Annotated in this window: 14 protein-coding genes; 13 read left to right on the top strand and 1 reads right to left on the bottom strand. The window is 61.0% G+C overall.

Annotated elements, in window-relative coordinates:
• Positions 1–53: 53 nt before the first annotated feature.
• Positions 54–968 carry a LysR family transcriptional regulator gene (locus F8N62_RS05540; RefSeq protein ID WP_150710006.1) on the bottom strand — a complete coding sequence of 305 codons (915 nt, stop codon included), beginning with the start codon at positions 966–968 and terminating at the stop codon, positions 54–56.
• Between the two features lie 184 nt (positions 969–1152).
• Here F8N62_RS05540 and F8N62_RS05535 point away from each other — a divergent pair, with 184 nt between their 5' ends.
• The 13 genes from F8N62_RS05535 (at position 1153) to F8N62_RS05475 (ending at position 16377) form a co-directional block, all read left to right on the top strand.
• Entirely contained in the window at positions 1153–1875 is a 723-nt protein-coding gene (locus F8N62_RS05535) for a tellurite resistance TerB family protein (protein ID WP_150710005.1), read from the top strand.
• 249 nt (positions 1876–2124) lie between these two features.
• Positions 2125–3747: a methyl-accepting chemotaxis protein gene (locus tag F8N62_RS05530; RefSeq protein WP_150710004.1), complete on the top strand. Its 1623-nt coding sequence runs from the start codon at positions 2125–2127 to the stop codon at positions 3745–3747.
• A complete protein-coding gene (locus tag F8N62_RS05525) occupies positions 3747–4283 on the top strand; it encodes a chemotaxis protein CheW (RefSeq protein WP_150710003.1) in 537 nt (178 codons plus the stop codon). The genes F8N62_RS05530 and F8N62_RS05525 overlap by 1 nt, the downstream gene beginning before the upstream one ends.
• On the top strand, positions 4280–5542 hold the full coding sequence (locus F8N62_RS05520; RefSeq protein ID WP_150710002.1) for a CheR family methyltransferase: 1263 nt from the start codon (positions 4280–4282) through the stop codon (positions 5540–5542). The genes F8N62_RS05525 and F8N62_RS05520 overlap by 4 nt, the downstream gene beginning before the upstream one ends.
• A complete protein-coding gene (locus tag F8N62_RS05515) occupies positions 5539–6222 on the top strand; it encodes a chemotaxis protein CheW (RefSeq protein WP_150710001.1) in 684 nt (227 codons plus the stop codon). The genes F8N62_RS05520 and F8N62_RS05515 overlap by 4 nt, the downstream gene beginning before the upstream one ends.
• A complete protein-coding gene (locus tag F8N62_RS05510) occupies positions 6219–8522 on the top strand; it encodes a hybrid sensor histidine kinase/response regulator (protein ID WP_150710000.1) in 2304 nt (767 codons plus the stop codon). The genes F8N62_RS05515 and F8N62_RS05510 overlap by 4 nt, the downstream gene beginning before the upstream one ends.
• The gene (locus tag F8N62_RS05505) at positions 8519–9529 is read left to right on the top strand and encodes a chemotaxis response regulator protein-glutamate methylesterase (RefSeq protein ID WP_150709999.1); all 1011 of its coding nucleotides are present in this window, start codon (positions 8519–8521) and stop codon (positions 9527–9529) included. Before F8N62_RS05510 ends, F8N62_RS05505 begins: the two co-directional genes overlap by 4 nt.
• A 48-nt stretch (positions 9530–9577) precedes the next feature.
• Entirely contained in the window at positions 9578–10579 is a 1002-nt protein-coding gene (locus F8N62_RS05500) for a response regulator (protein ID WP_150709998.1), read from the top strand.
• Between the two features lie 289 nt (positions 10580–10868).
• A protein-coding gene (prfB, locus tag F8N62_RS05495) for a peptide chain release factor 2 (RefSeq protein ID WP_150630852.1) occupies positions 10869–11964 on the top strand; the annotation gives its coding sequence in 2 pieces (ribosomal slippage) (positions 10869–10940 and positions 10942–11964; 1095 coding nt in all).
• A gap of 87 nt (positions 11965–12051) precedes the next feature.
• A complete protein-coding gene (lysS, locus tag F8N62_RS05490; RefSeq protein WP_150709997.1) occupies positions 12052–13554 on the top strand; it encodes a lysine--tRNA ligase in 1503 nt (500 codons plus the stop codon).
• Between the two features lie 114 nt (positions 13555–13668).
• A complete protein-coding gene (locus F8N62_RS05485) occupies positions 13669–14373 on the top strand; it encodes a TetR/AcrR family transcriptional regulator (RefSeq protein WP_150710269.1) in 705 nt (234 codons plus the stop codon).
• Positions 14374–14509: 136 nt separating this feature from the next.
• Positions 14510–15064 carry a hypothetical protein gene (locus F8N62_RS05480; protein ID WP_150709996.1) on the top strand — a complete coding sequence of 185 codons (555 nt, stop codon included), beginning with the start codon at positions 14510–14512 and terminating at the stop codon, positions 15062–15064.
• A 35-nt stretch (positions 15065–15099) separates the two neighbouring features.
• On the top strand, positions 15100–16377 hold the full coding sequence (locus F8N62_RS05475; RefSeq protein WP_150709995.1) for a flavohemoglobin expression-modulating QEGLA motif protein: 1278 nt from the start codon (positions 15100–15102) through the stop codon (positions 16375–16377).
• The last annotated feature ends 96 nt before the right edge of the window (positions 16378–16473 follow it).

The following is a 16473-nucleotide window of genomic DNA, read 5'->3' as shown; positions in this document are numbered from 1 at the left end:
CTAGTGCCGGGATCCGAGGTCGACAAATTCTAAATACTGAAGGTGGCATTCGATTAAATAGATGGCTTGCGCCCGCCGTGGGGTTGTTCACGCGCGACGGTCAGGAACGGGTCCACCAACGCCGGGCGTGCCGTGCCTCGGCGCCAGGCCAGGCCGACGTCGAGGGTCTGGTTGAGGTCGGCAATCGGGCGGGCTTCGATGATGTCGCCTTCCAGTGACCATGGGCGGTACGTCATGTCCGGCTGAATGGAAACGCCCAATCCTGCGGCAACCAGGCTGCGCACCGCTTCGGTCGAGGCGGTTCTGAGGGTGATGCGCGGTTGCAGCGACGCCGCCGACCACATGCGCTGGGCATTGCGGTCCATTTCATCGACGTTGAGCTGAATCAGCGGCTCACGCGTTACATCCGCGAGGTTGATGCTGTCGTGTTCCAGCAGCGGATGCTGGGCCGGCAGCCACAACCGGTGGGGCGAATGGGTCAGCACTTCGGTTTGCAGGGCGTGGCGATCTTCGAGGTTGGAGAGGATCAACACACCGACATCGATTTCGCCGCTGACCAGCAAATGCTCGATGTACGGGCGCTCGTCTTCCATCACGCGGAGCTCGACGTTGGGGTAGGCGCGTTGAAAACGGGTGAGCAAATCCGCCAGGTAGTAACCGGCGACCAGGCTGGTCACGCCGATGATCAACTGGCCGGCGACCTGGTCGGTGCTTTGTTGAAGGCTGCGTTTGGCGTTGTCCACGGTCGCCAGAATCAAGTGCGCCTGGCGCAGGAATTGATGCCCCTGGTGGGTCAGCGTCATGCCTTTGGCGTGGCGGTTAAACAGGCTGACGCCGATGTCCTGCTCCAGTTGCTGGATGGCCAGGGTCAACGTCGATTGGGAAATGAAGGCGGTTTGCGCGGCGGCCGAGATCGAGCCGGTCTCGGCCACGGCAATGAAATGGCGGATTTGACGCAGGGTCATCATCAGGAAGTACCCGGTGGGCGGTTTTTATAGATTCACCTGAGTGTATATCTTTTTAATCGATGGGCTTTTCGGTGTTACAGGAGATGAGCAACATCTGGAAGCACTCTCTGCAGAAGACTCCGGGCACTTTCGAACTAGGCTGGTGGCCTTATGTGTCCCGTACAGCCCTTTTTGGAGGCGGAAAATGATTACCCGTGGATTGCTCGATCAACTGCTCAAGTCCGGCCAGGACCTGTTGCAGAACAAGGCCGGTGGCGCGAAGAACAAAGCCTCCAGCGGTGGACTGGGCGGGTTGCTCGGCGGCAGCGGTGGTTCGGGCGGCCTTGGCGGTTTGCTGTCAGGCGCGGGCGGCGGTGCCCTGGCGGCTGGTGCGATGGGCTTGCTGATCGGCAATAAAAAAGTGCGCAAAGTCGGCGGCAAAGTCGCTATTTATGGCGGACTTGCGGCGCTGGGGGTCATTGCCTACAAGGCGTATGGCAACTGGCAGGCCCAGCAGGGCACGGCAGCGCGCGGTGAACCGCAAACCGTGGACCGCGTGCCACCGGCGCAGGTTGAGCAACACAGCCAGGCGATCCTCAAGGCACTGGTGGCTGCGGCCAAGGCCGATGGTCATGTCGATGAGCGCGAGCGTGAGTTGATCGAAGGCGAGTTCACCAAGCTCGACAACGATCAGGAATTGCAGCACTGGCTGCACGCCGAGCTCAACAAACCGCTCGACCCCACCGATGTGGCACGCGCTGCCAGCACGCCGGAAATAGCCGCCGAGATGTACATCGCGAGCGTGATGCTGGTGGATGAGGAGAACTTTATGGAGAAGTCGTACCTTGATGAACTGGCGCGCCAACTGAAACTGGAACCGGGTTTGAAGGCTGAGCTGGAGAAACAGGTCCGCCAGGCTTCTGTGTAAATCTCAAGGCCGCCATCGCGGGCAAGCCCGCTCCCACAGGATTGGGGTCGATCACATTATTCTGGAACGCCCCAAATCCCTGTGGGAGCGGGCTTGCCCGCGATGGCGTCATCAGCCACGCCCAAGCACCCCAAGGCCAACTCCAGCATTTTCCAGGCGAGGATGAGAACTGCCCCGCATCCCCCTTACTAATGAAACAGCACCCTCGGCTATACTGCCCAGCATTTGAAACAGCCCCGAGGACTGACTGTGAAGAACTGGACGTTGCGCCAACGCATTTTGGCGAGCTTTGCGGTGATCATCGCCATCATGTTGCTGATGGTCATTGTCTCGTATTCGCGGCTGTTGAAAATCGAGGAAAGTGAAGCCAGCGTTCGCGAAGACGCACTTCCAGGGCTGTATTACAGCTCGATGGTGCGCAGCGCCTGGGTCGACACTTACCTGCGTACCCAGGAAATGCTCGGCTTGAAAGAAGGGCAGGGCTTCACCCCTGAAGAGGCCGAGAATTTCAACACCTTCCAGGCGCGTCTGCTCGAGCAGATGGGCAAGTATCAGCAGACCGTGACCACGGACGAGGACAAGGTCGAATACGCCGTTTTCGAAAAACTCCATGAGCATTACAACAAAGTCCTGGCGGCGGTGCTCGACCTGCACAAGCGCAACCAGGAAGGCGAAGCCATCAAGATGTTCAACGAGCAACTGACCCCGGCCTGGACCGCAGGGCGCATGAAGCTCAATGACATCATCCGCGAAAACAAAGCCGTGGCGGACGAGGACATTGCAGCCATCGATGCTGCGGTGGTCACCGCGAAAACCATCATGGGTATTTCCCTGCTGGTGGCAGTGCTCGCGGCCGGTCTCTGCGGTTTGCTGCTGATGCGCGCGATCATGGCGCCGATGAACCGCATCGTCGAGATTCTGCAAATCATGCGCACCGGCGACCTCAGCGGGCGTCTGAACCTGGCGCGCAAGGACGAATTCGGCGCCGTGGAAACCGGCTTCAACGACATGATGGCCGAGCTGACCTCGCTGGTGTCCCAGGCCCAGCGCTCGTCGGTACAGGTCACCACGTCGGTGACTGAAATTGCCGCGACGTCCAAACAGCAACAAGCCACCGCCACCGAAACTGCCGCCACTACCACCGAAATCGGCGCCACGTCCCGTGAAATCGCGGCCACTTCCCGCGATCTGGTCCGCACCATGACCGAAGTCTCCACAGCCGCCGATCAGGCTTCGGTGGCCGCCGGTTCCGGGCAGCAAGGCCTGGCGCGGATGGAAGAGACCATGCACTCGGTGATGGGCGCCGCCGATCTGGTCAACGCCAAACTGGCGATCCTCAACGAGAAGGCCGGCAACATTAACCAGGTCGTCGTGACCATCGTCAAAGTCGCCGACCAGACCAATCTGTTGTCCTTGAACGCCGCCATCGAAGCGGAAAAGGCCGGTGAATACGGCCGCGGGTTTGCCGTGGTCGCTACCGAAGTGCGGCGCCTGGCGGACCAGACCGCCGTGGCCACTTACGACATCGAGCAGATGGTGCGCGAGATCCAGTCGGCCGTGTCGGCGGGGGTCATGGGCATGGACAAGTTTTCCGAAGAAGTGCGTCGCGGCATGTCCGAGGTGCAGCAGGTGGGCGAGCAGCTGTCGCAGATCATCCATCAGGTTCAGGCGCTCGCGCCACGGGTGTTGATGGTCAACGAAGGCATGCAGGCCCAGGCTACCGGCGCCGAGCAGATCAACCACGCGCTGGTGCAGTTGGGCGATGCCAGCAGCCAGACCGTCGAGTCCCTGCGCCAGGCCAGTTTTGCCATCGACGAGCTGAGTCAGGTGGCTGTGGGCCTGCGTGGCGGCGTTTCGCGATTCAAAGTCTGATGAGCGAACTCACGGCTAAACGCGCCGCCGTGAAGCCGGCGTTGCATGCACTGTTCCTGGTGTTTCGCATCGGCAGCGAGCGCTATGCGTTGCAAGCGATCGAAGTGGCGGAAGTGCTGCCGCGCCTGCCATTGAAACCCATCCCCCGCGCACCTGACTGGGTGGCCGGGGTGTTTGCCTATCGCGGCGCCGTGGTGCCGGTGATCGACGTCAGTGCGCTGACCTTTGGTAAACCGGCTCAGGCCCGCACCAGCACACGGCTGGTGCTGGTCAATTACCGTCCGGATGAGTCCGCCGATGCGCAATTGCTCGGGCTGATCCTGGAGCAGGCGACCGACACGCTGCGCTGCAACCCCGCGGATTTCCAGCCTTATGGCCTGGACAATCGCCAGGCGCCGTACCTCGGGCCGGTGCGTGAAGATGCTCAGGGTTTGTTGCAATGGGTACGGGTCGCCGATCTGCTGGACGATCACGTGCGCGCGTTGCTGTTCCCTTCGCCGCCGCTGGATCTGGCGCAGCTCGAGGAGCGGCCATGAGCAGCGATCAGCGGTTTTTCGATTTCCTCAAGGAACGCATCGGCCTTGATGTGACCTCGGTGGGGCCGGCGATCATCGAGCGCGCAGTGCGCCAGCGCACCACGGCGTGCAGTGCGCTGACGGCTGATGAGTACTGGCACACGTTGCAAGGCTCGCGGGACGAGCAACAGGCGTTGATTGAAGCGGTGATCGTCCCCGAAACCTGGTTTTTCCGCTACCCGGAATCTTTCGCCACGTTGGCGAAACTGGCGGTTGGACGCCTTAACGACATCAATCATATGCGCGCCCTGCGGATCCTCAGCCTGCCGTGTTCCACCGGTGAAGAACCGTATTCCATCGCCATGGCGTTGCTCGATGCCGGGTTGAAGCCGCATCAGTTCAAAGTCGAGGGCATGGACGTCAGCCCGTTATCGGTGGAGAAGGCCAAACGCGCGCGGTACGGAAAAAATTCATTTCGTGGCCAGGACATCGCTTTTCGCGAACGGCATTTCGTTGCGGAAAACGATGGCTATCGACTCAGCGAGCGGGTGCTCGAACAAGTGCGTTTGCAGGTCGGCAATCTGCTCGATCCGACGTTGTTGGCCAGCGAGCCGCCGTATGACTTCGTGTTCTGCCGCAACCTGTTGATCTATTTCGACCAGCCCACCCAACAACAAGTCTTCGAGGTGCTCAAGCGTCTGACCCATGTCGACGGTGTGCTGTTTATCGGCCCTGCCGAGGGCAGTCTGCTGGGACGGTTTGGCATGCGCTCGATCGGCATCCCGCAGTCTTTCGCGTTCAGTCGGCAGCACGTGCCCGAGCCGATTCCGGCCTTCGTGCCGACGCCGCTGCCGGTGCGTCAACCGGTGCGCAGCGTGACGCCGCCGCCCGTTCGCCGCCAGCCGTTCGCGAGCGTGACGCCACTGCCCGTGGCGACCAAAGCCGCCAACCCCGACGCCGCCACGTTGCTGGCGAGCATCGCCGCATTGGCCAACGAAGGCAAAAGTGCCGAAGCCCGAGCAGCGTGCGAAAGCTATCTGCGCAGCCACGAGCCCGTGGCCCAGGTCTTTTATTGGCTCGGTCTGCTCAGTGATGTGGCCGGCAGCGTCTTCGAAGCCCAGGGTTTTTATCGCAAGGCCTTGTACCTCGAACCGCACCATCCCGATGCGTTGATGCACCTGGCCGCCCTGCTGCAATCCCAAGGCGATACGGCGGGCGCGAAACGATTGCAAGACCGCGCCGCCCGCAGCGAACGCGCCAACAGTGAGCGCAAACGATGAACGCCGCCGACACCTTTCGCCTCACCCATGAAGACGCCGAGGCCATCGACGATTGCTGGAACCGCATCGGTATCCACGGCGACAAGTCCTGCCCGCTGTTGATCGAGCACGTGCATTGCCGCAATTGCGCGGTGTATTCAGCCGCTGCCACGCGTTTGCTCGATCGCTACGCACTGCAACAGGAAGACCGAGGTGAAGTCTCTGTCGCGGTCGAAAGCGAGGTGAAAACTCGCTCGTTGTTGATGTTTCGCCTCGGCGAGGAATGGCTGGGGCTGGTCACTCGCAGTCTGGTGGAGGTGGCGCCGCTGCAAGCGATTCACTCCCTGCCGCACCAGCGTTCCCGGGCCTTGCTCGGCGTGGCCAATGTACGCGGCGCGCTGGTGGCGTGCCTGTCGCTGGTTGAATTGCTCGGGCTGGACGGCGCGAGCAGCGTCGCGTCCGGTGCGCGCGTGATGCCGCGGATGCTGATTATCGCGGCGCACGGCGGGCCGGTGGTGGTGCCAGTGGATGAGGTCGACGGGATTCATGCCATCGATGAACGCATCCTCGACGCAGCGTCGCGGTCGGGCACCCAGGCCAGCGCCAAATACACCCGTGGTGTGTTGCCATTCAAAGGTCGCAGCCTGCGTTGGCTGGATGAAGAACAGCTGTTGTCCGCCGTGACCCGGAGCCTCGCATGACCCCCGAGCAAATGCGCGACGCCTCGTTACTCGAACTGTTCAGCCTCGAAGCCGAAGCCCAGACCCAAGTGCTGAGCGCAGGACTGTTGGCGCTGGAGCGCGATCCGACCCAGGCCGATCACCTTGAATCGTGCATGCGCGCCGCGCACTCGCTCAAGGGCGCGGCGCGGATAGTCGGTGTCGATGCCGGCGTCAGCGTTGCCCATGTGATGGAAGATTGCCTGGTCAGCGCTCAGGAAGGGCGGTTGTACCTGCGGCCCGAGCATATTGATGCCTTGCTGCAAGGCACTGACCTGCTGATGCGCATTGCCACGCCTGACAACGCGCCGACGCCGGCGGACATCGACGGCTACGTGGCGTTGATGGCGCGTTTGCTCGACCCGCTGGCCCTCGCGGCACCGATCAGCACACCCATTGCGCCGTTCATGGCCGAGGCAGAAATACCCTCGACCGACCTGTTCATTGCAGAAGTCGAGCCGGTCTTCGCCACACCAGAAGCCCCCGAAACACCTGGTGCGCCCCCGCGCCGAACCAAACGCACCACCGAAAACGGTGAGCGAGTCCTGCGGGTCACGGCCGAGCGCTTGAACAGCCTGCTCGATCTGTCGAGCAAATCCCTGGTAGAAACCCTGCGACTCAAACCGCACCTGGCCACCCTGCAATGCCTCAAACGCATGCAGAACAACGGCCTGCGGGCGCTGGAAAATCTCAACGTGCATCTCAAGGACCAGGCCCTGAGCCTGGAGGCCCGGGAAGCGCTTGATGTTGCCCGTCGGCTGCTGGCCGAATCCCAGCAAATGCTGGTGGAGAAAAACGCCGAGCTGGACGAGTTCGCCTGGCAGGCCAGTCAGCGCGCACAAGTGTTGTACGACACCGCGCTGGCCTGTCGCATGCGGCCGTTCGCCGATGTGCTGAGCGGACAGGTGCGCATGGTCCGCGACCTCGGACGCAGCCTTGGTAAGCAGGTGCGGCTGGAGATCACGGGCGAGAAAACCCAGGTCGACCGCGACGTATTGGAGAAGCTCGAAGCACCGCTGACGCACCTGCTGCGCAACGCCGTCGACCACGGGATCGAATCCCCGGAGCAACGCCTGTTGGCCGGTAAACCTGAAGAAGGTCTGATCCGCTTGCGAGCGTCCCATCAAGCGGGATTGCTGGTGCTGGAGCTGAGTGATGACGGCAACGGTGTCGACCTGGAAAAGGTCCGCTGCAGCGTCATCGAGCGTCAATTGTCCCCGCCCGACACTGCCGCGCAACTGAGCGAGGAAGAGCTGCTGACTTTCCTGTTCCTGCCGGGTTTCAGCCTGCGCGACAGGGTCACCGAAGTGTCCGGGCGCGGCGTCGGCCTGGACGCCGTTCAGCACATGGTCCGCCAGTTGCGGGGCGCCGTGGTGCTGGAGCAGACGGCGGGCGAGGGCAGTCACTTCCACCTTGAGGTGCCGCTGACGCTGTCCGTGGTGCGCAGCCTGGTGGTGGAGGTCGGCGACGAGGCGTATGCGTTTCCGCTGGCCCACATCGAGCGCATGTGCGACCTGGAGCCGGCGGACATCGTGCAGGTCGAAGGCCGACAGCATTTCTGGTACGAAGGCCGGCATGTCGGACTGGTGGCGGCGAGCCAATTGCTCCAGCGCCCGGCGAGTCAGAACAGTCAGCAAACCCTCAAGGTCGTGGTGATCCGCGAGCGCGAGGCGATTTACGGCGTGGCGGTCGAGCGCTTTATCGGCGAGCGCACGCTGGTGGTCCTGCCACTGGACGAGCGGCTGGGCAAAGTGCAGGACATCTCCGCCGGCGCCCTGCTCGATGACGGTTCGGTGGTGCTGATCGTCGATGTCGAAGACATGCTGCGCTCGGTGGACAAACTGCTCAACACCGGGCGTCTGGAACGGATCGCCCGTCAAGGCAACCAGGCCGTTGAAGCGGCGCGCAAGCGGATCCTGGTGGTCGATGACTCGCTGACCGTTCGCGAATTGCAGCGCAAGCTGTTGCTCAATCGCGGCTACGACGTGGCCGTGGCGGTGGACGGGATGGATGGCTGGAACGCCCTGCGTTCGGAGGATTTCGATCTGTTGATCACCGACATCGACATGCCGCGCATGGACGGCATCGAACTGGTGTCGTTACTGCGCCGGGACAATCGACTGCAATCGCTGCCGGTGATGGTGGTGTCCTACAAGGATCGCGAAGAAGACCGTCGTCGTGGACTGGACGCCGGAGCCGACTATTATCTAGCCAAAGCCAGTTTTCATGACGACGCCCTGCTTGATGCAGTGGTTGAGCTCATCGGAGGAACGCGGGCATGAAAATCGCAATCGTCAATGATATGCCCATGGCTGTGGAAGCTCTGCGCCGCGCCTTGGCCTTCGATCCGGCGCACGAAGTGATATGGGTCGCCAGCAACGGCGCCGAGGCGGTGCAACGCTGCGCCGAAAACACCCCGGACCTGATCCTGATGGATTTGATCATGCCGGTGATGGATGGCGTGGAGGCGACCCGGCGGATCATGGCCGAGACCCCGTGCGCGATCGTGATCGTTACCGTGGACCGCCAGCAGAACGTGCATCGGGTGTTCGAGGCCATGGGCCATGGCGCTCTGGACGTGGTGGATACACCGGCCATCGGTGCCGGCAATCCCCAGGAAGCAGCCGCACCGTTGCTGCGCAAGATTATGAACATCGGCTGGCTGATTGGTGACAAAAGCAATCGGGCGCGTCCCGCTCCGGGTCCGTTGCGCAGTTCGGGTTCCCGACAAAAACTGATCGCCATCGGTTCATCGGCGGGCGGCCCGGCGGCGCTGGAAATCCTGCTCAAGGGTCTGCCACGGGATTTTTCCGCTGCCATTGTGCTGGTGCAGCACGTTGACCAGGTGTTCGCCGCCGGCATGGCCGAGTGGCTGAGCAGCGCCAGCGGCCTGAATGTGCGCCTGGCCCAGGAGGGCGAACCGCCACAGGCCGGCACCGTGCTCCTGGCCGGCACCAATCACCATATTCGCTTGTTGAAAAACGGCACGCTGGCGTACACCGCCGAGCCGGTCAACGAGATCTATCGGCCCTCCATCGATGTGTTTTTTGAAAGCGTGGCCAGTCACTGGAACGGCGATGCTATCGGGGTTTTGTTGACCGGCATGGGGCGCGACGGTGCGCAGGGGCTTAAACTCATGCGCCAACAGGGCTATCTGACCATCGCTCAGGACCAACAAAGCAGTGCGGTGTATGGCATGCCGAAGGCGGCTGCGGCCATCGACGCTGCCATGGAAATTCGCCCGCTGGACAAGATCGCGCCACGATTGCTGGAGATTCTCGCCAAATGACGACGCTAAACAGCAATCCTGGCCCAGGCAGTACTCAGGTGATCGCACATGAATGAATTACAGCTCGACGGCTTCAAGAGCGATGAAAACGCCGCCATGGTGTTGTTGGTCGACGATCAGGCGATGATCGGCGAGGCGGTCCGTCGCGGGTTGTCGAATGAAGACAACATCGACTTCCATTTCTGCGCCGACCCGCATCAGGCGATTGCCCAGGCCATCCGGATCAAGCCGACCGTGATCCTCCAGGACCTGGTCATGCCCGGTCTCGACGGCCTGAGCCTGGTGCGTGAATACCGCAATCACCCGGCGACCAAGGACATTCCGATCATTGTCCTGTCGACCAAGGAAGACCCGCTGGTCAAAAGCGCGGCGTTCGCGGCCGGGGCCAACGATTACCTGGTGAAACTGCCGGACAACATCGAACTGGTGGCGCGCATTCGCTACCACTCGCGGTCCTACATGACCCTGCTGCAACGCGACGCGGCCTACCGCGCGTTGCGGGTCAGCCAGCAGCAATTGCTCGACACCAATCTGGTGCTGCAACGCCTGATGAACTCCGACGGCCTGACCGGCCTGTCGAATCGCCGCCATTTCGACGAATACCTGGAGCTGGAGTGGCGACGTTCCCTGCGTGACCAGAGCCAACTGTCGTTGCTGATGATCGACGTGGATTACTTCAAGTCCTACAACGACAGCTTCGGCCACCTCGAAGGCGACGAAGCCTTGCGCAAAGTCGCCAGCGCCATCCGTGAGGCCAGCGCCCGCCCTTCGGACCTGCCGGCCCGCTACGGCGGCGAAGAGTTCGCCCTGGTCCTGCCCAACACTTCACCGGGCGGCGCCCGACTGGTGGCGGAAAAACTGCGCCAGACCGTGGCAGCATTGAAAATCCCGCACATCGCACCGGTCGAGGGTTCACACCTGACCATCAGCATCGGCCTCTCAACCATGACCCCGCAGCCGGGCGCCGATTGCCGGCAACTGATCTCGGCGGCGGACAAGGGGCTGTACCTGGCGAAGCACAATGGGCGCAATCAGGTGGGGATTGAATAACGGCCTACCGGCCTTGTGAATACAGATTACCTGCCTGGCAAAAAAACCTGTGGTGAGGGGATTTATCCCCGTTGGGTCGCGAAGCGGCCCCCAGCGTCCGGCCAGACAGACGCAATTGTCCGGATTTGCGACTGCTTCGCAGCCGAACGGGGATAAATCCCCTCGCCACAGATTTACTCCGTGTTTGCTTTAATCAATCGCTGCTAAAGCCGCCAGGCGGGCTGCCGTGACAGTCTGATTACGTTATACTCGCCGGCTTTCAAAAGTTCGCCAACGAGTGCTGCCCGCCATGGAAATCAACCCGATCCTTAACAGTATCAAGGACCTGTCCGAGCGCTCCGAAACTATTCGGGGGTATCTTTGACTACGATCAAAAGCATGAGCGTCTGACCGAAGTCAATCGCGAGCTTGAAGATCCGTCTGTCTGGAACAACCCGTCGTACGCTCAGGAACTGGGCCGCGAGCGGTCGCTGCTGGCGCAGATCGTCGAAACCCTCGACGAAATGCACTCCGGCCTGGCTGACGCCAAAGACCTGCTGCTGATGTCCGCCGAAGAAGAAGACCAGGCCGCCGTCGATGACGTCGCCGCCGAAGTCGAGCGCCTGCGCGAGTCGCTGGAAAAACTCGAATTCCGTCGCATGTTCAGCGGTGAGATGGACGCCAACAACGCCTACCTGGACATCCAGGCCGGCTCCGGCGGCACCGAGGCCCAGGACTGGGCCAACATCCTGCTGCGCATGTACCTGCGCTGGGCTGACAAACGCGGTTTCGACGCGACCATCATGGAGCTGTCGGCCGGTGAAGTCGCCGGGATCAAGGGCGCCACCGTGCACATCAAGGGCGAATACGCCTTTGGCTGGCTGCGTACCGAAATCGGCGTGCACCGTCTGGTGCGCAAGAGCCCGTTCGACTCCGGCAACCGTCGCCACACCTCGTTCTCTGCCGTGTTTGTGTCGCCGGAAATCGATGACAACATCGAAATCGACATCAACCCGTCGGACCTGCGGATCGATACCTATCGCTCCTCCGGTGCCGGTGGTCAGCACGTAAACACCACCGACTCGGCCGTCCGTATCACTCACGTACCGTCCAACACCGTGGTCAGCTGCCAGAACGAACGCTCTCAGCACGCCAACAAAGACACCGCGATGAAAATGTTGCGGGCGCGCTTGTACGAGCAGGAAGTACAGAAACGCAACGCCGCTTCCCAGGCGCTGGAAGACACCAAGTCGGACATCGGCTGGGGTCACCAGATTCGCTCCTACGTGCTCGATGCGTCGCGAATCAAGGATTTGCGCACTAACATCGAACGCAGCGACTGCGACAAAGTGCTCGACGGCGACATCGACGAATACCTGGTAGCCAGCCTGAAACAAGGCCTGTAAGACAACGATCCCCCCTGTAGGAGCCGGCTTGCTGGCGATCCCCGGCCACAGGCCGGGGACAATGAACCTGATGGAATACTTAAAGACATGAGCGACCTAGAACTCGACCCGCAAGCCCTGCAACAGGAAGAAAACTCCCTGATCGCCCTGCGCAAGGAAAAGCTGGCTGCCGAGCGCGCCAAGGGCAATGCCTTCCCGAACGACTTCCGCCGCGACAATTACTGCGAAGACTTGCAGAAACAGTACGCGGACAAGACCAAGGAAGAGCTCGCCGAGGCTGCAATCCCGGTCAAGGTTGCCGGTCGTCTCATGCTCAACCGTGGTTCGTTCATGGTCATTCAGGACATGTCCGGGCGCATCCAGGTGTACGTCAACCGTAAAACCCTGTCCGAAGACACCCTGGCCGCCGTGAAAACCTGGGACCTGGGCGACATCATTGCCGCCGAAGGCACCCTGGCCCGTTCCGGCAAAGGCGACCTGTACGTCGAAATGACCAGCGTGCGCCTGCTGACCAAATCCCTGCGCCCGCTGCCGGACAAGCACCACGGTCTGTCCGACACCGAGCAGCGGTATCGCCAGCGTTACGTTGACCTGATCGTCAACGAAGACGTGCGCCAGACGTTCCGCGTACGTTCGCAAGTGATCGCGCACATCCGCAGCTTCCTGATGCAACGCGACTTCCTCGAAGTCGAAACGCCGATGTTGCAAACCATCCCGGGCGGTGCGGCGGCCAAGCCGTTCGAAACGCACCACAATGCGCTGGACATGGAAATGTTCCTGCGTATCGCGCCTGAGCTGTACTTGAAGCGTCTGGTTGTCGGTGGTTTCGAGAAAGTGTTCGAGATCAACCGCAACTTCCGTAACGAAGGCGTATCGACCCGTCACAACCCTGAATTCACCATGTTGGAGTTCTACCAGGCGTACGCCGACTACGAAGACAACATGGACCTGACTGAAGAGCTGTTCCGTGAACTGGCGCAGCTGGTGCTCGGGACTACCGACGTACCTTACGGCGACAAGGTGTTCCATTTCGGTGAGCCGTTCGTGCGTCTGTCGGTGTTCGACTCGATCCTCAAGTACAACCCTGAGTTGACCGCTGACGATCTGACTGACATCGACAAGGCTCGCGCCATCGCCAAGAAGGCCGGCGCCAAGGTGCTGGGCTTCGAAGGTCTGGGCAAACTGCAGGTGATGATTTTCGAAGAACTGGTCGAGCACAAGCTGGAGCAGCCGCACTTCATTACCCAGTACCCGTTCGAAGTGTCGCCGCTGGCGCGTCGCAACGACGACAACCCGAACGTCACCGACCGTTTCGAGCTGTTCATCGGCGGCCGTGAAATCGCCAACGCCTACTCCGAGTTGAACGACGCGGAAGACCAGGCCGAGCGCTTCATGGCGCAGGTGGCCGATAAGGACGCCGGCGACGACGAAGCCATGCACTATGACGCCGACTTCGTTCGCGCGCTGGAGTACGGCATGCCGCCAACGGCCGGTGAAGGTATCGGCATCGACCGTCTGGTGATGCTGCTGACCAACTCCCCGTCGATCCGCGACGTGATCCTGTTCCCGCACATGCGGCCGCAAGCTTAAGTGTTTCAAACAAAAAGCCGCCTGAATAAGGCGGCTTTTTATTGCCTGTCTGGTACAAACGTATCAATTGGTTACTTTTGAAGTAAAAGAGGAATACCTGTCGTGAACCGTGCAATGGCTCAAGAGGGTGCAGCGGGTATCGCCACTGCGGTCGCTGAAAGTGTTCAGTACCAGGGCCGCAAGGCCAGCCGCCAGGGCAGCGAGCAGCGTCGACAGGACATTCTCGATGCCGCCATGCGCATTGTCGTGCGCGATGGCGTGCGGGCCGTGCGTCACCGCGCGGTTGCCGCCGAAGCCGGTGTGCCGCTGTCGGCCACCACTTACTATTTCAAGGATATCGATGACTTGCTCACCGATACCTTCGCCCAATACGTTGAGCGCAGTGCGGCGTTCATGGCCAAATTGTGGGTGAACAACGAAGGGCTGCTGCGCGAGATGGTCGTCAGTGCCGACGGCAGCCGCGAGTCGCGCTCGCAGCTGGCAGACGATATCGCGCGGTTGATGGCGGACTATGTCCACCGGCAACTGATCAACCGTCGCGAGCATTTGATGGCCGAGCAAGCGTTCCGTCAGGAAGCGCTGCTTAACCCGCGCCTGGCACTGCTGGTACGTTCGCATCAGCAAATTCTCCTGCAGGGATCGTGTCAGCTTTTCCAGGTGTTGGGTTCGCGCGAACCACAACAGGATGCCAAAGTGTTGACGGCGATTATCGGACGGATGGAATATCAGGGCCTGCTCAACGAAGCCGAGCCTGACACCGAAGCTGAAATGCTCGGTATCCTGACGCGGTATATGCATCTGGTATTGGCGTCGGTGTAATCCGATCCCCTGTAGGAGCTGCCGAAGGCTGCGATCTTTTGATCTTGATCTTCTTGAGACTTCAGCAAAGCAAGGTCAAAAGATCGCAGCCTGCGGCAGCTCCTACGGGGCGTCGTCTGTTCATAGGGAGTATTGAATGAAAGCCTGGCGCGTCGTGGTGATCGCCTTGTCGTTCCTGCTGCTCAGTGGCTGTCTGGTGACTTTCAAGGAACCGCTGCCCACCAGCGACCCCGCGCCCAAGGGGTTGCTTGGCAAATGGACCAGCACCAATGCCTGGGGTGAGCCGATGAACCTGGAACTGACGCGCATTGCCGACAATCGCTATCAGGCGGTCAGCTATTTCAAGGCCAGACCCAAAGAGCGCGAGGCCTATCCTTTCACGGTTTCGCGTCATGGCAGCCGCTGGTACCTGTCGGCGAAGGTGCCGGCGCAGTTCGGCGGGCATTTCACCATTGCCGGTTTCGAACTCACGGACACACATGAACTGGTGGTCTACAACCTCGACCTCGAGCAGATCAACCAGGCCCTGGGGCAGAAAGTCCTCAGCGGCGAAGGTTTCCAGACCGACGATGGCGATGGCGTGTTGATCGATACCCGGATGGACCGGGTGTTCGCCTACCTGGATGATCCGGCCAATTCCGATGTCTTCGTCGAGGCCGTGCGCTATCAGCGCCTTGCCAAAGCCAAATAAGTCCAGCACATAACGGTTTTCTACAGGAGTTTCGGGTGGACGATTACCAGCAGACGATACGCATTTTGTCCGATCGCATAGTGCTGGCGCAGACGCCCATTCGCGTCCTCGATGCGGTGAAGTGGGACGACAGTGTCCGCAAGGGTTTCCTCAAGGCCAAGGGCAAGGAAATGCCGGCGGTGGACCGCGACTATTACTTGAACCGGCCGCTGTCCTTCGACTCCAGCAAAGTGAAACTGGAATTCCAGAACATCGAGCGTGACATCACTCGCCAGCTCGGCCAGTTCAATCCGGTCGGTCAGATCATGCGCCGCATGTGCAAGGAATACCGCATGGTGGTGCGCATGCTCGAAGCGCGCGGCACCGAGGATTTCGGCCTGATTTCCCAAGAGTTGTACGGCGCGGCGTCCGATGCGTTTCACGCGGGCGACCCGACGTTGTCGGACCTCGGGCTGATGCTCTCCGATTACCTGAACAACATCGATGGCCGTGGCGACCTGAAGGACGAACCGAAAATCCTTACCGCCAAGGACGCCGTGCATTTACTCCAGACGCGCTTGAGCAAGGTGTTTGGCGAGGCCGAGGAAACCATTCGGGTATTCGAGTCCGACGGCATCGTCGCCGATGCGGCGGCGGGCGCCGACTACATCAAGATTCGCACCGACGCGATGTTCAACGAGCGTGACGTGCGCGCCCTCGAAGTCCACGAAGGGCTGGTGCACGTGGGCACCACGCTCAACGGGCTGAACCAGCCGATCTGCACCTTCCTGTCCAAAGGCCCGCCCTCGTCGACGGTGACGCAGGAAGGGCTGGCGATCCTGATGGAAATCATCACCTTCGCCTCCTACCCGAGCCGCCTGCGCAAACTGACCAACCGCACCCGCGCCATTCACATGGTGGAGGAGGGCGCGGACTTCCTGCAAATCTTCGAGTTCTTCCGCGAGCAGGGTTTCGAGATGGCGGAAAGTTACGGCAATGCCAGTCGGGTTTTCCGGGGTTCGGTGCCAAACGGTCTGCCATTCACCAAAGACTTGTCCTACCTCAAGGGCTTTATCATGGTTTACAACTACATTCAGTTGGCCGTGCGCAAAGGCAAGCTCGAGCAAATACCCTTGCTGTTTTGCGGCAAGACCACACTGGAAGACATGCGCACATTGCGCCAGTTGGTCGATGAAGGTCTGGTGGTGCCGCCCAAGTACTTGCCGGAACAGTTCCGCGACATGAACGCGCTGTCGGCGTGGATGTGCTTCTCCAACTTCCTGAATCACCTGAGCCTGGACCGGATTGAAGCGGATTACTCCAATATTCTCTAGAACAGTGGTATCCCTGTGGGAGCGAGCTTGCTCGCGATGGCGGCTTACCTTTCGACATAGAGGTGGACTCATCCACCGCTATCGCGAGCAAGCTCG

The sequence above is a fragment of the Pseudomonas fluorescens genome (assembly GCF_902497785.1).
GTDB lineage: Bacteria > Pseudomonadota > Gammaproteobacteria > Pseudomonadales > Pseudomonadaceae > Aquipseudomonas > Aquipseudomonas fluorescens_BO.
The sequence above is the reverse complement of the archived record's forward strand: the minus strand, read 5'-3'. Positions and strand labels throughout refer to the sequence as shown.

Coding starts and splice junctions, on each gene's coding strand:
- F8N62_RS05535 (WP_150710005.1), top strand. CDS start 1,153: ATGATTACCCGTGGATTGCTCGATCAACTGCTCAAGTCCGGCCAGGAC.
- F8N62_RS05500 (WP_150709998.1), top strand. CDS start 9,578: ATGAATGAATTACAGCTCGACGGCTTCAAGAGCGATGAAAACGCCGCC.
- F8N62_RS05485 (WP_150710269.1), top strand. CDS start 13,669: ATGGCTCAAGAGGGTGCAGCGGGTATCGCCACTGCGGTCGCTGAAAGT.
- F8N62_RS05510 (WP_150710000.1), top strand. CDS start 6,219: ATGACCCCCGAGCAAATGCGCGACGCCTCGTTACTCGAACTGTTCAGC.
- F8N62_RS05480 (WP_150709996.1), top strand. CDS start 14,510: ATGAAAGCCTGGCGCGTCGTGGTGATCGCCTTGTCGTTCCTGCTGCTC.
- F8N62_RS05515 (WP_150710001.1), top strand. CDS start 5,539: ATGAACGCCGCCGACACCTTTCGCCTCACCCATGAAGACGCCGAGGCC.
- F8N62_RS05540 (WP_150710006.1), bottom strand. CDS start 968: ATGATGACCCTGCGTCAAATCCGCCATTTCATTGCCGTGGCCGAGACC.
- F8N62_RS05520 (WP_150710002.1), top strand. CDS start 4,280: ATGAGCAGCGATCAGCGGTTTTTCGATTTCCTCAAGGAACGCATCGGC.
- F8N62_RS05505 (WP_150709999.1), top strand. CDS start 8,519: ATGAAAATCGCAATCGTCAATGATATGCCCATGGCTGTGGAAGCTCTG.
- F8N62_RS05525 (WP_150710003.1), top strand. CDS start 3,747: ATGAGCGAACTCACGGCTAAACGCGCCGCCGTGAAGCCGGCGTTGCAT.
- lysS (WP_150709997.1), top strand. CDS start 12,052: ATGAGCGACCTAGAACTCGACCCGCAAGCCCTGCAACAGGAAGAAAAC.